This is a genomic window from Jeotgalicoccus aerolatus (genome assembly GCF_014635205.1).
GTDB lineage: Bacteria > Bacillota > Bacilli > Staphylococcales > Salinicoccaceae > Jeotgalicoccus > Jeotgalicoccus aerolatus.
The window spans coordinates 806499-820668 of the sequence record NZ_BMCN01000001.1 but is presented as its reverse complement, the minus strand read 5'-3'; the positions used below and the strand labels follow the sequence as shown (position 1 = coordinate 820668).

The window sequence follows — 14170 nt, the reverse complement described above, 5'->3', positions numbered from 1 at the left end:
GGATATTATGACTGATATAACTGATATTAAAATTTTTGATACAACACTGAGAGATGGTGAGCAATCACCTGGTGTCAATTTAAATAAAGAAGAGAAACTGGAGATTGCCAAGCAGCTCGAAAGACTCGGTGTAGATGTTATAGAAGCGGGATTTCCAGCCTCTTCAGAAGGTGATTTTCGATCTGTAAAACTTATAGCAGATACGATTACACAGTCGACGGTCACTGCACTGGCGAGAACGAAAAAACATGATATTGACCGTGCTTACGAAGCGCTAAAAAACACACCCAATCCCAGAATTCATATATTTTTAGCAACGAGCCCGATTCACCGAGAATTTAAACTTAAGATGGATAAGCAGCAGGTCATCGACACATCAGTAGACATGGTGAAGTATTCAAAAACACTTTTCAAAGAAGTTGAATGGTCAGCCGAAGATGCATCACGCACAGAACTGCCATTTCTAAAAGAGATTATTGAAGCTGTCATAGAAGCAGGTGCGACAATTATTAACTTGCCGGATACAGTAGGCTATACGACTCCAAAAGAATACGGAGACATGTTCAAATATATCTCTGATAATGTTTCTAATATAGATCAGGCCATCCTGTCAACGCACTGTCATAATGATCTCGGCATGGCAGTCGCAAACTCAATTGCAGGGATTGAAAACGGTGCAACTCAAATTGAATGTTCTATTAATGGCATCGGCGAACGCGCCGGGAATGCAGCACTTGAAGAAATCGCTGTAGCATTGCATATTCGTGGTGATTTTTATCCCTATAAAACGAGTTTAAATTTGCAGGAAATTAAACGGTCCAGCGATATTGTTGCTAAACTGACAGGCATGCCTGTTCAGCCTAACAAAGCAATTATCGGCAGAAATGCTTATGCACATGAAGCGGGTATTCATCAGGACGGCATGCTGAAAAATGCAAAAACATATGAAATTATTTCTCCAGCACTGGTTGGGGTGTCAGCGGATTCTGCAAACACACTCTTCCTCGGTAAACATTCCGGCCGTCACGCATTCAAAGATAAAGTAAAATCTTTTAAAGTTGAATTAAACGATGAAGAACTTAAAGAAGCTTTTAACAGTTTTAAAACCTTAACCGATCATAAAAAAGAAGTTACAGATGACGATATTTATTCTATCATTATGGAAATTAAAACAGATGCTTCAAATATTTCCCGCTATGTTCTGGAAAATTTTGAAGTGAATTATGAACAGGACGGTCAGACTAAAGCGAGCATATTGATTATGACACCTGATCAATCACAGGTCACACATGAAGTAACTGGTTCCGGCAGTGTTGAAGCACTTTATAAAGCAATACAGGAAGTGGTTGCAGAATCGACAAATCTTCTTGATTATCAAATCAGTTCAGTTGGCGGCGGCAAGGATGCACTGGCTGAATCGCGTGTACAGCTAAAAATTAATAATCATCAATTCTCAGGACGCGGTACAGCGCAGGATGTGCTCGCAGCATCAGCGAACGCATATATTAATGCGGTCAACCGTTATTTGATGAGTGAACAGTCTGCGAAAACTATTGAACGTGCGAAGGCATAAAAGGGGAAATCAGCGATGGAAAAACATATAGTAACACTTCCCGGAGATGGTATCGGGCCGGAAATTATGCAGTCAGCCGAAGCGGTGCTTAAAGCTGTCGGTGAAAAATTCAGTCATCAGTTTACAACTGAGTCGCACGCCATTGGAGGGAACGCCATTGATCAATTCAATGATCCGCTGCCTGAACAAACAATCGAAGCATGTGAAGCGGCAGATGCAATTTTACTTGGTGCAGTCGGCGGCCCCAAATGGGCCGGAGGGCAATTGCGGCCGGAGCAGGGATTATTGAAAATCCGCAAACATTTTAATTTATTTGCAAATCTGCGGCCGGTGACAATTTTTAATTCACTGGAATCATCATCACCTTTGAAGCAGAGTATCGTTCACGGCAGTGATTTAATGATTGTCAGAGAATTGACAAGCGGTTTGTACTTTGGGCAGCCGAGCGAAAGACGCGACGGCGGGCAAAGTGTTGTTGATACATTAACTTATACCCGCGGTGAAATAGAGCGGATTGTCAGAAAAGCTTTTGACACTGCAAGTGTCAGAAGAAAACATTTAACATCTGTTGATAAAGCAAATGTACTTGAATCGAGCCGTATGTGGCGCGAAATAGTAAATGAAATCAGCACGGAATATCCGGATGTCACCGTTGAACATGAACTTGTTGATGCCGCAGCGATGAAACTGATTACGAATCCATCATACTTTGATGTCATCGTTACAGAAAATCTTTTTGGAGATATTTTAAGTGACGAAGCTTCTGTCATTACAGGCTCACTGGGTGTTCTGCCATCTGCCAGCATTAATGATAAAGGTCTCGGATTATTTGAACCGATTCACGGATCAGCGCCTGATATCGCAAATGAAAACAAAGCGAATCCTATCGGAATGATTTTGTCTGCTGCTATGATGCTTAGATATTCATTTGGTATGAATGAGGAATCAGCTGCAATAGAAAAAGCGGTTGAAGAAGTCCTCGCAGCAGGTTATAAAACAAGTGATCTTAATATTGAGAACGGAACAAATTTAACGACGACGGAAATGACAGAAAAAATTATCAGCAGTTTATAAAAAGTTAAAGGAGAAGATTAACATGGCTCAGAAGAAAACAATAATTGAAAAAATCTGGGAACGGCATGTCGTTCATGAAGAAGCAGGCAAGCCTGATTTATTATACATCGACCAGCACTTAATTCATGAAGTGACTTCCCCTCAGGCTTTTGAAGGACTGCGTTTAAATAACAGAAAAGTCCGTCGTCCGGATTTAACGTTTGCTACGATGGACCACAACGTTCCGACGAAAGACAGAGAGAATCCGCAGGATAAAATTGCTCAGAAACAAATGGATGCCTTGAAACAAAATTGTGCAGACTTTGGTATTAAACTGGCAGACATGTATCATCCAGATCAGGGCATCGTTCATATTATCGGCCCGCAGCTGGGATTGACTCAGCCAGGTAAAACAATTGTCTGCGGTGACTCCCATACTTCAACACACGGCGCTTTTGGGGCACTTGCTTTTGGTATCGGCACAAGTGAAGTGGAGCACGTTTTTGCAACACAGACTTTGACTCAGAATAAACCGAAAACAATGAATGTTAAAGTTGTTGGAGAACTTGGCGTTGGTGTAACAGCAAAAGATCTGATTTTGGCAATCATCGCTAAATTCGGTGTGGACTTTGGAACTGGACACGTGGTGGAGTATACGGGGCAAGCCATTCGTGATTTAACAATGGAAGGCCGTATGACAGTATGCAATATGTCTATAGAAGGCGGGGCGCGTGCCGGATTAATTTCACCTGACAAGACTACAGTTGAATTTTTGAAAGGGCGCCGTTATGTTCCTAAAGACAATGCAGCATTCGAAGCGCTGTCGAAAGAATGGCTGAGTCTTGCTACAGATGAAGGTGCTGAGTACGATTCGACGATTGAAATTGATGCTTCAGAAATCGAACCTCAAGTATCCTGGGGGACGAATCCAAGCATGGTGGTGCCTATCAGTGCAGCAACGCCGACAATCAGCGGTTCACAAGATGAGGATTCAACAAAACGTGCTTTGGAATATATGGGACTTGAGGAAGGTATGCCGATTACGGACATAGAAATCGATCATGTATTTATCGGTTCATGTACGAACTCACGTGTTCTTGATCTGCAGCGCGCTGCAGATATCATTAAAGGCAGCCGGGTTAAAGAAGGTGTTAAGGCGATTGTTGTACCAGGTTCTTTCCTTGTTAAACAGGAAGCTGAGGCACTTGGCATCGATAAAGTCTTCATTGATGCAGGATTTGAATGGCGTAATGCCGGCTGCAGTGCCTGTCTCGGGATGAATGACGATACAGTACCTGCCGGCGGACGCTGTGCATCGAGTTCAAACAGGAACTTCGAAGGCCGTCAGGGGAATGGTGCCAGAACGCATCTGGTCAGCCCTGAAATGGCAGCGGCTGCAGCAATCAATGGACGTTTTGTAGATGTTAGAAAATACCAGGAACAAGTCATGGCTTAGGAGGGATTCAAATGGAGGCAATTTCAGAACATAAAGGAAAAGTATATCCGCTTGAGCGTTCCAATGTCGATACGGATCAGATTATCCCAAAACAGTTTTTAAAACGTATCGAACGCACGGGTTTTGGAGAGTTTGTTTTCCATAACTGGAGGTTTAATGAAGACGGCTCTAAACGTGAGAATTTTGATATGGATGATCCTAAATTTGATGGTGCATCAATACTTGTTGCGGGTGATAACTTCGGCTGCGGATCATCACGCGAACACGCGCCGTGGGCACTGCTTGATTACGGCTATAAAGTGATTATTGCACCAGGCTTTGCAGATATATTTTATTCAAATGCTTTTAAAAACGGTATTATTTTAATCAAGATGCCAAAAGAACAAATCGAAGCTTGGCAGAACAAAGCGAAATCAGGAGATTTTTATTTATCCGTTGATTTAGAAGAACAGAAAATTACGGACAGCAATGGCGATAAGTTTGAATTCGACATCCCAGCCTATCATAAAGAAAAATTAATAAATGGGTGGGATGACATTGCATTAACTTTATTAAATGAAGATAAAATAACAGCTTTTGAGGAGCGTGATTCTTTGGGAATTCGTTAAATAATGATTTAGTCAGAGATGCTATGGAATACTTGCAGGGGAAAGTGCACAAAACACCTGTGATCACTTCACAGACGACGAACGAAAAGACCGGTAAAAATGTATATATGAAATTGGAAAATCATCAGAAAACGGGTGCCTTTAAATACAGGGGGGCGTCGTACAAACTGTCAAAATTGAGTGCTGAAGAACTGGCTGCAGGTGTGGTGACTGCTTCTGCAGGCAATCACGCCCAGGGGGTTGCCCTGGCTGCTAAAAGTAAAGGTGCTAAAGCGACGATTTTTATGCCTGAAGGAACACCATCAGCTAAAGTAGAAGCAACTAAAGGATACGGGGCAGATGTAAAAATCGTGGGTCAAAGTTTCCAGGAAGCATTTACAGCTTCTTTAGAACATAAAAAACTGACCGGAGCGACTTATGTCCATCCATTTGATGATTACGATATAATGGCTGGCCAGGGATCAATCGGTATTGAAATGCTGGAAGAAATCCCTCATCTGGATACGATTATTGTTCCAATCGGCGGCGGCGGTTTAATTAGCGGGATCGCAGTCGCTGCAAAAATGATTAAACCTTCTATTAAAGTTATTGGTGTGCAGGCTGCAAATGCACCGTCGATGTTTAAATCATATTACAGCAAAGACGATCATGTTATTTTAGACAGCTGCAGCACTATAGCAGAAGGTATTGCAGTTAAACAGCCCGGACAATTAACGCAGCAGGTTGTCAGAGATTATGTCGATGAAATATATTGCGTATCAGAAAGCCAAATTGCTTATGCAATGGTCTATTTGTTAGAGCGTACAAAATCATTAGTCGAAGGTGCAGGTGCAACCGCACTGGCCGCATTGCTGGCATTTAATGACAAAATTGATTCCGAGCATACGGGCGTTATCGTCAGCGGAGGCAATTTAGACTTGGGAAGAATGAGTGAAATTCAGGAACTTTCATTAAAGTCTAATCATCAAACGTTAACGAGAGAAAAAATTACTGTATTATAAAAAAGACCGTAAATCAGATGTCTTCCAGGGCAACTGATTTACGGCTTTTTGTTTTTCTAATGTTTAATTTTGATGATAAAACTGAACGAGATTTTCCATAACTTGTTCCAGATCTTCGATAAATACTGAATCAGAACTTAATTCTTTGTCACCGGGTTTATATACTTTACCAACTAAAAACTCACCTTTTTTTACGTCTCGAAGTCTAATCAGACCTTTTTTAAGGTCGTCTTCTTTAAGCGCGCTGAGCGGTGTTTTTTCTGGTTTCATATGATCGAGTGAAATTTCATAGTTCTGCGGCAGTTTATCGAATTTTTCTATATTTTTCAGCCAGTTTTCAGCCAGGCGCTGTTTATCTTTAGATTCATAAATGATGCCGTACATGCAAAAGGCATGATTGTTATATAAGCCAATCTGGAAATGTGGCATCATTTTATAGCCGCGGGGATTGGTACTGAAAGCCACCCATGTATCATCCGGAGGATTCGTCGTCCGGCGTGCATGTTTTGCTACATGAGCAAACGTTTCATCTCCGGTCATTTCTGTTATGTAGCGGCTGAAATGTTCACCGAGCGCCTCCAGCTTAGGACGCGTATGCTGAATGAGTGCTGCCATTCTGTTTTCAAGGCCGTCGATATTAAAAACATCGAAGTCAGTTTGTGTAAATGTATATTTCATAGAGGTTGAGCTCCTTTCAAAAGGTCTCTCTTATGATAAAATAAAGTTGGTTAGCAATCAAATGATTGAGGTGTTTTCATGGATATATATAACTTTGGCAAAGAATTAATCGTTAAAGCCGGGCAATTTGTTGAAACGCGCATGACGAAAGAATTTAAGGTCGACAGTAAATCTAATCCAAATGATCTGGTTACCGATGTCGATAAAGAAACTGAACAGTTTTTATATACAGAAATACAAGAAAAGTTTCCGGACCACCGTATTATCGGTGAAGAGGGTCACGGCGAAAATATTACTGATACAAAAGGGGTTATTTGGATTGTCGATCCAATCGACGGCACTTTAAATTTCGTGCATCAGGGAGAAAATTTTGCGATATCCATCGGTGTTTTCATTGATGGTGAACCATATTGCGGCTTAATTTACGATTGCATGAAACGTGATTTATATCATGCTAAGTACAAACAAGGTGCTTTTTTAAATGATCAGCCGCTGGCTCATGCAAAAAATGAACCGTTGAGTAAATCGCTGATTGCCACAAACCCGAAACGTATTTTGAGGGAAGCAACGAAAGATTCCTTTTTTAATATTATGGCAGCTTCCAGAAGTGTAAGGTCATACGGCTCAGCAGCTTTGGAATTCGCTATGCTTGCAAAAGGACAGATTGCCGCACTGCTCTTTATTAAACTTCATCCTTGGGACTATACAGGCGGGCAAATCATTACTGGTGAGCTAGGTTACAAAACGACGGATATACACGGTAATGAACTGCCTTTACTTGGAACGACGAGCGTAATAAGCGGCAATCCTGAGATCCATTTGGATATACTCGAATTTTTTAAAAATGATAAAACGCTCCATGACTTTCATGATGACTTTCACAATTTATAATAATAATATTGGGAATGCCTAGACGTTTTTGTAAATGAGTTTCTAATATATTTGTTTAAAGCGTAGCTTGAAAGAGTTAGATTGATATGCTGCTTAATTTCTTTTTTTGTAAAGCACATGGGTACATTTAAAAGATCCAGTGTCTCGAAATATGCTTTTAAGAGGACTTCTATATTATGGACAGTGCGGCATGACTCGCAGAGTGAGAGTTTGCCGCTTAAGAGTGCAAGCTCGAATTGATTGCAATGGGTGCATTTCAGACCGTATGAAAACTCGTTGAAAGTTTTATTTGAGACTTTCGCACGGTATTTTAAGTCCGCAAGTCCGGACGCAGATGCTTTTTTCGAATTACAGCACTGTGTTCAATTGCTTTTAAATAAAAGGGCAGATTTTTAAGTGTCAGGAATTGATCGGAAGGCCGCTTTGCCAGTTTGAATGTCTCGTTCATAACGACATGTTTAATAATAATTGGACGCTGGAAGCTGCCTTCATCAATCAGAGACTCTTTGAACTTATCATAGATTTTAGCTGTACGGTTTAAATCATATACAGCCTCGTATTGTTTGTTGATTAAAATATTAAACGGATTAATATAATGTTCTCCTGAGTAGTCGTGCAGAACGAACAAATAATAGCAGTATTCGGTTGCAATCAGCACGTTGATCATTTCGTGCTCAGTGCCGACGACCACTTCACAATGCCAGTGGAGTTCCATGTTTTTTGTATTGATCTTTCTAAGATATAAATCAAAATGCTCTTCCAGTAAATCCATGCGCTGCATTGCTTCATACTCTTCAGTTTCGTTATCGCTAAAAGGCAGACGGTTATATAAAAATTCATATACTTTCAATTTCTCATTTTTTTGTCTCATATATAAGCTCCTTTAACAATGATAGGTCCATTATTAAACGGGCTGAAATTGTCGTCAAAAGACGATAATTTAAAAACAGTCAAAAAAATATAACAGATTTCCTTTTTTTGTTAATACATAAAAGGAAATCTGTTATAATAAATAAGCAGTTATGCGAAAATTGCAGTTACAGCCAGCCGTTTTCACGGTACTTTTTCTTCAGTGTAAAACCGACACCGAATATACCAATAAACACTGCGACTGTAAGGATTGCAAAGATAATCATCTCTTCAGCAATGAAGACTGAAAATGCAATCATCATTAACACAGCCAATACAGCAAGTATGAAAAATACAGCCTTTGATTTTTTCTTTTCCATAAGTATTCCCCTAAAAGTCATTTGTCTTATTTCGAATTATATCATAAAAATTGAAATCTTGATTGTTCAAATTGGTAAAAACTATGGTATACTGTTACGGTTATAAAGATACTCTATATACGAAGGGAAAATCCTCTTGATGAACCTGAGAGAAAATATTAGAAACATTGCAATTATTGCACACGTAGACCACGGTAAAACGACGCTTGTAGACCAGCTGTTAAGACAGTCTGGAATTTTTCGTGAAAATGAACACGTTGAAGAGCGTGCCATGGACTCAAATGATATAGAACGTGAGCGCGGGATTACAATCCTTGCCAAAAATACAGCGATCGATTATAAAGATACGCGTATTAATATCTTAGATACACCGGGACACGCTGACTTCGGCGGAGAAGTAGAACGTATTATGAAAATGGTTGACGGGGTAATTCTCGTTGTCGATGCCTATGAGGGTACGATGCCTCAAACGCGTTTCGTGCTTAAAAAAGCATTGGAACAAAACTTAAAACCGGTTGTTGTAGTAAACAAAATCGATAAACCGAGTGCACGTCCAGAAGAAGTTGTGGATGATGTTCTTGAACTCTTTATCGAATTAGATGCTAATGATGAACAACTGGAATTCCCGGTTGTTTACGCATCAGCTATGAACGGTACAGCAAGCTTAGACCCAAGCGAACAGGATGAAAACATGCAGTCTATCTACGATACGATTTTAGACTATGTGCCTGCGCCAGTCGATAACAGCGACGAACCGCTGCAATTCCAAGTATCATTACTGGATTACAACGACTATGTTGGCCGTATCGGTATCGGACGCGTATTCCGCGGAACGATTAACGTCGGTGAAACTGTATCACTGATTAAACTCGACGGATCGATTAAAAAATTCCGTGTTTCAAAAATCTTTGGTTTCTTAGGACTGACACGAGTTGAAATTGACAGTGCCAAAGCCGGAGACTTAATCGCTATCAGCGGTATGGAAGACATTAACGTCGGAGAGACAATCACTCCTCCGGATGCTCAAGAAGCATTGCCGGTTCTTCACATAGATGAACCGACACTTCAGATGACATTTGCAGTTAATAACTCGCCATTCGCCGGCCGCGAAGGTAAGCACGTCACTGCAAGAAAAATTGAAGATCGTTTAATGCTCCAATTAGAAACTGACGTGTCACTGCGTGTAGATCCGACGGATCAGCCGGATGCATGGAAAGTTTCAGGACGCGGCGAGCTTCACTTATCAATCCTGATTGAAAACTTGAGACGTGAAGGCTTTGAGCTCCAGGTGTCTAAACCGGAAGTTATCGTACGCGAAATTGACGGTGTAAAATGCGAACCATTCGAACGTGTACAAATCGACGTGCACGAAGAGAACACAGGAAGCATTATCGAATCGATGGGGGCCCGTAAAGGTGAAATGCTCGACATGGTAACGACAGGCAATGGACAGACGCGCCTGACATTCCTTATCCCTGCCCGCGGTCTCATCGGTTACCGTACTGAATTCATGTCTTTGACACGCGGTTACGGAATTATTAACCATACTTTTGAAGAATACCGTCCGCTAGTTAAAGGCCGTATCGGCGGCAGAAGAAATGGTGTACTTGTATCAATTGATAAAGGTGCTGCAAGCACATACTCAATTCTTGCTTTAGAAGGACGCGGAACTAACTTTATGGAACCGGGTACTGAAGTATACGAAGGTATGATCGTCGGAGAAAACTCACGCGAAAATGACCTTGGCGTAAATATTACTAAAGTTAAAGCAGCCAACAACATCCGTTCTGCAACAAAAGAACAGACGACAACAATGAAAAAACCAAGATCATTAACACTTGAAGAAGCACTTGAATATATTAATGAGGACGAACTTGTGGAGATTACGCCAGAAACAGTCCGTATGCGCAAAAAAATTCTAGAGAAAAATGCGCGTGAAAAAGCCAATAAAAAAAGCAAGTAATTATAGCGAAGTGGAGTGAGGCAGTTGTTTAACCCTCTCATTCTCCTGAACGCACAAAGTGGGACTAATCTACAAGAACGACTCACTTTCTTCGGGAGAGTATACGGTCTTGATTCTAATCCTGAGACTGGTATGTGGTATTTATTCATTACGATATTCGTACTGTGTGCAATCGTCTACCAGCTGGGATTTGCCCGCAAAGTTAAATTATGGCAAACAGTTGTCATTTATATACTGATGTTTATCGGTGTAATATTCTTAACTTTCTTTGGTGCTTTTTACCCTGTAGCAGAATGTCTGGTCGTCATTGCGATTGTACTGGCAGGTTACAGATATAGACTGCATAAGGAAAGAAAAGAAGGAAATATTACTCAGCCGAAAGGCCCGCCCGCAAAGTAAGTTAAAAAGCTCCGGAAACTTTAATTATTAAAGTTTCCGGAGCTTTTTTTTATTGAAATTCGATTTTAGTAACATATTCGAGTCGATTTTGTTCCCTGCCGTCTTCATCGACGACCAGCAGATCAAATAGACCGTCCTCGTGCAGGCGTTTACCTTTATTTGAGAAGTGGGCATAAAACGTTTCGCGGTCTTTATATGCCAATTCTGTTTCTCCGTCATTATGTACAAATTTAATGATTGCATCTTCATTATCGTATGCCTCAGCATATTCTAAAAATGGTGCGAGACCGATCACAAATGAATTTTCGAGAAGTTCACGTTTCTTGTGTTTCTTCTCAGATTTTAAAGTAGGCGGTTTCGTTTCACCTTCGATAATTTGACGATTCCATTCAGTTTCGTCATTGAAAGTAATCTCTTCACCATCTTCAGTTTGTCTCAGCAGATCTTCTAATATTATTTTACGGTCATCAAATATCCATGTTGATGGATCCAAAGTGATTTGATACCGTACATTTCCGGTAAGTTGAATTATCATTTATATCGCTCCCTTTGATTAGAAATTATAGCAAAGTTTATACGAAAATTATACAATAGAAATCAGGAATCACTAAGAATGCATTTTATGATGTTACTTGCTTTTTCATGAGTGTTAAGATAAAATTTTATGAAGAGTAAACGAGGGGGGAACCGCGTGTCTGTTGAAAAACAAATGAGTAGAGTTGCTTATGAACAATTGGACAAAGACGCCGACAGAATTCTCCAACTAATCGAAGTTCAAATGGAAAATTTAACGATGCCCCAGTGTCCTGTATTTGAAGAAGTTCTGGATACTCAAATGTTCGGCTTATCGAAAGAGATAAATTTTGCAGTAAGACTTGGCTTAGTTGACGCACAAGATGGACGTGCTATTTTGGATCACCTTGAAGTTGAAGTATCTAAAGTACACGAAGCATATATGGAAAGAGAAAAGAATCGAGTCTAAAGAATATTTCTTTAGACTTTTTTAAATGAGGGACCAGACGTGCAATTTATAAAAAATTTCTTTCACTATGTAAAATCATATTCAAAGTACGTAGATTTTTTAATACTTATCGCATATGTTGCACTGTCGCTGATCGGTCTGGTTATGGTATACAGTGCTAGTATGGTGCCGGCTCAGATGAATGAAGGGAACTCTGAACATTACTATATCAGACACCTGATGTTTATCATCTTAGGTTTCGCTTTGGTCTTTTTTATGACTTACTTTATGAGCGGAAACTTTTTCAAAATGAAAGGTGTTCAGCTGATTATGCTGATCGGTATTATCATTCTGCTTTTAATTACTATGTTTTTTGGTACCGAAGTAAACGGTCAGCGGAACTGGATCAGTTTTGGACCATTCGGTCTCCAGTCATCAGAATTCTTTAAAGTAGTTGCCATTTTATATTTGGCTTACATATATTCAAGGCGCGAAAAACGTATCAGCAACGATGATTACTCCAGCATATTCCCGCTGGTATTTATCTTGATTGTGTCGGGACTTGTCATGATAAATGATATGGGAACGTGGATGGTTATTGCTGCAATTATACTGAGCATGTTTTTATATGTAAGGATTCCATTTAAAATATTAGGCTGGTCTGCTTTAATTGGAGTACTGGCAATGGGCATGGTTGCGGGTATCAGATATTTGGCAACAGGCTCTGTTTTGTCAGCCTATCAAATGCACCGTATTGATACATTCTTCCATCCTTTCAGTGATCCGATGGGAACAGGTTATCAGCTGACGAACTCGCTGATTGCAATTTCTAATGGCGGTTTGTTCGGAACCGGTATCGGGAACGGAGTCATCAAACTTGGTTATTTGCCGGAACCGCATACAGACTTTATTATGGCTGTTATTGCAGAAGAGCTTGGTCTGATCGGTGTACTTGTCATCATAGCGCTGTATCTGATTATTATCATTAAAGCGTTAACGTATGCTCACCGTTCAACGGATACATTTTATAGAATTATTTGTATCGGGGTAGCGATGTACATTACGATGCAGGTGTTTATAAATATTGGCGGGATTTCAAAAATTATTCCGTTAACGGGTGTGCCATTGCCGTTATTAAGCTACGGGGGATCTTCATTCCTTAGTGTGTCTATTGCGATAGGCTTGCTTGTTATCGCAGCAAAACACGTGAAACAAAAAGAAATAGAGTTGAAAAATAGAGGGATTTAAAAAGGATTGCCGAATACTTGGCAATCCTTTTTTCTATCTAAAAACGTTCTTTTTGTCTAGATTTTGTGTCTAGCTGATCTTGGGTTTTAGGCCATGAACGATTGCCGTCATCGACTTCGAACTCCATATTGACGTCGGCAACATGACTCTGTTTTAAAATCAGTGCTTCTATTTTATCGCGTAATTCATTAGTGTAATCAACCGTTAAGTCAGGTGAAACCTCGGCGACAACTTCTACGTGCAATGCATCGCCTTCTTTAAGCACAAATAATTTTTGAATGTCTTTAATATCATCATGTCTTAAAACAATTTGGGAAATCCGCTGTTCCATATGCGGATCGCTTTCACCAAGTACGCCGGCTGCATTTTCCATAAATACTTTATAAACGATATAGAACATCATTAATCCAATTAGTACTGAAGCAATACCTTCAGATTGGGCAAATCCAGTAAAACGGCCAATCAGTATAGCAATAATCGCAAGCACGGCACCCAGAGTTGCAACGGTATCTTCTAAAAATACAAGTTTTGTTGCCGGTTTTGCTCTGTTCATATGTTTAAAGCTCAGTGTCAGAGGCTTAATCCCGTCATGAGGCTGTTCTGCCTGCTGGAGCAATTCTTTTCCGGCCTTATAGAGAACAAAGGATTCAAGTACTGCAGCGACAGCAAGCACACCAATATTAATCAGCAGCATCGTTGTATCTGGATTGACGGGCAGCGGCTCGATAATATGATGAATTCCCTCCATCAGCGTTTCGTAAGACAGTATACCGACAATAACGATGGCGAACAGACAGACGAGATTGACCAGCCGTCCAAAGCCGAAAGGGAAACGCTCAGTCGGTGCTTTTTTTGACAGGCTTGAGCCGATAAAAACAAAGACTTGGTTAATAGCATCCCCTAAAGAGTGCATCATTTCTGCAAACATTGCGACGTTTGCTGTTAATAAAAATGCGGCGCCTTTCAAGCCTGCCAAAATAAAGTTAACGATGGCAGCAGTTAAAGAAGCCATGCTGCCTTTTTTTAATAAGACGAAAATATCTTTCAATACAATCACTATCCTTTGCATATTTTATTTTATTGAATTACATATACCCGATTGTATAAAGA

The 14170-nt window shown here is 40.3% G+C and carries 15 protein-coding genes; 10 read left to right on the top strand and 5 right to left on the bottom strand.

Annotation, left to right across the window (positions count from 1 at the left end):
- Positions 1 to 16 precede the first annotated feature (16 nt).
- The 5 genes from IEU81_RS04190 to ilvA are packed head-to-tail and all read left to right on the top strand — an operon-like array spanning position 17 to position 5691.
- On the top strand, positions 17 to 1573 hold the full coding sequence (locus tag IEU81_RS04190) for a 2-isopropylmalate synthase (RefSeq protein WP_186090808.1): 1557 nt from the start codon (positions 17 to 19) through the stop codon (positions 1571 to 1573).
- Positions 1574 to 1588: 15 nt separating this feature from the next.
- Positions 1589 to 2647 carry a 3-isopropylmalate dehydrogenase gene (leuB, locus tag IEU81_RS04185; RefSeq protein ID WP_186090426.1) on the top strand — a complete coding sequence of 353 codons (1059 nt, stop codon included), beginning with the start codon at positions 1589 to 1591 and terminating at the stop codon, positions 2645 to 2647.
- Between the two features lie 22 nt (positions 2648 to 2669).
- Complete coding sequence (gene leuC, locus IEU81_RS04180; protein ID WP_186090424.1) at positions 2670 to 4082, top strand: 3-isopropylmalate dehydratase large subunit; 1413 nt, start codon at positions 2670 to 2672, stop codon at positions 4080 to 4082.
- 11 nt (positions 4083 to 4093) lie between these two features.
- Positions 4094 to 4690: a 3-isopropylmalate dehydratase small subunit gene (gene leuD, locus IEU81_RS04175; RefSeq protein ID WP_186090423.1), complete on the top strand. Its 597-nt coding sequence runs from the start codon at positions 4094 to 4096 to the stop codon at positions 4688 to 4690.
- A 23-nt stretch (positions 4691 to 4713) separates the two neighbouring features.
- Complete coding sequence (gene ilvA / locus IEU81_RS04170; protein WP_186090421.1) at positions 4714 to 5691, top strand: threonine ammonia-lyase; 978 nt, start codon at positions 4714 to 4716, stop codon at positions 5689 to 5691.
- A 63-nt stretch (positions 5692 to 5754) separates the two neighbouring features.
- Here ilvA and IEU81_RS04165 read toward each other — a convergent pair whose 3' ends face one another.
- Entirely contained in the window at positions 5755 to 6369 is a 615-nt protein-coding gene (locus IEU81_RS04165; RefSeq protein ID WP_186090419.1) for a YktB family protein, read from the bottom strand.
- A gap of 78 nt (positions 6370 to 6447) precedes the next feature.
- On the opposite strand from IEU81_RS04165, the gene IEU81_RS04160 reads away from it, so the two are divergent.
- Positions 6448 to 7260 carry an inositol monophosphatase family protein gene (locus IEU81_RS04160; RefSeq protein WP_186090418.1) on the top strand — a complete coding sequence of 271 codons (813 nt, stop codon included), beginning with the start codon at positions 6448 to 6450 and terminating at the stop codon, positions 7258 to 7260.
- Positions 7261 to 7570: 310 nt separating this feature from the next.
- Here the strand turns inward: IEU81_RS04160 and IEU81_RS04155 are convergent, their stop codons facing one another.
- Complete coding sequence (locus IEU81_RS04155) at positions 7571 to 8131, bottom strand: hypothetical protein (RefSeq protein WP_092595188.1); 561 nt, start codon at positions 8129 to 8131, stop codon at positions 7571 to 7573.
- Between the two features lie 166 nt (positions 8132 to 8297).
- Complete coding sequence (locus tag IEU81_RS04150) at positions 8298 to 8489, bottom strand: DUF5325 family protein (protein WP_092595190.1); 192 nt, start codon at positions 8487 to 8489, stop codon at positions 8298 to 8300.
- Positions 8490 to 8625: 136 nt separating this feature from the next.
- Between IEU81_RS04150 and typA the strand changes: the two genes are divergently transcribed.
- Both typA and IEU81_RS04140 read left to right on the top strand, forming a co-directional pair.
- Entirely contained in the window at positions 8626 to 10452 is a 1827-nt protein-coding gene (gene typA, locus IEU81_RS04145) for a translational GTPase TypA (protein WP_092595192.1), read from the top strand.
- 24 nt (positions 10453 to 10476) lie between these two features.
- Positions 10477 to 10851 (top strand): YlaH-like family protein, encoded by a 375-nt coding sequence (locus IEU81_RS04140; protein ID WP_231957169.1) that lies wholly within the window; start codon positions 10477 to 10479, stop codon positions 10849 to 10851.
- A gap of 49 nt (positions 10852 to 10900) precedes the next feature.
- On the opposite strand, the gene IEU81_RS04135 is transcribed toward IEU81_RS04140, so the two are convergent.
- Positions 10901 to 11386 carry a hypothetical protein gene (locus IEU81_RS04135; protein ID WP_092595197.1) on the bottom strand — a complete coding sequence of 162 codons (486 nt, stop codon included), beginning with the start codon at positions 11384 to 11386 and terminating at the stop codon, positions 10901 to 10903.
- Between the two features lie 174 nt (positions 11387 to 11560).
- Here IEU81_RS04135 and IEU81_RS04130 point away from each other — a divergent pair, with 174 nt between their 5' ends.
- Positions 11561 to 11833 carry an Fpa/YlaN family protein gene (locus tag IEU81_RS04130; protein ID WP_373867769.1) on the top strand — a complete coding sequence of 91 codons (273 nt, stop codon included), beginning with the start codon at positions 11561 to 11563 and terminating at the stop codon, positions 11831 to 11833.
- 39 nt (positions 11834 to 11872) lie between these two features.
- Complete coding sequence (locus IEU81_RS04125; protein WP_186090414.1) at positions 11873 to 13060, top strand: FtsW/RodA/SpoVE family cell cycle protein; 1188 nt, start codon at positions 11873 to 11875, stop codon at positions 13058 to 13060.
- 37 nt (positions 13061 to 13097) lie between these two features.
- On the opposite strand, the gene IEU81_RS04120 is transcribed toward IEU81_RS04125, so the two are convergent.
- Complete coding sequence (locus IEU81_RS04120; protein WP_186090807.1) at positions 13098 to 14108, bottom strand: cation diffusion facilitator family transporter; 1011 nt, start codon at positions 14106 to 14108, stop codon at positions 13098 to 13100.
- Positions 14109 to 14170 lie beyond the last annotated feature (62 nt).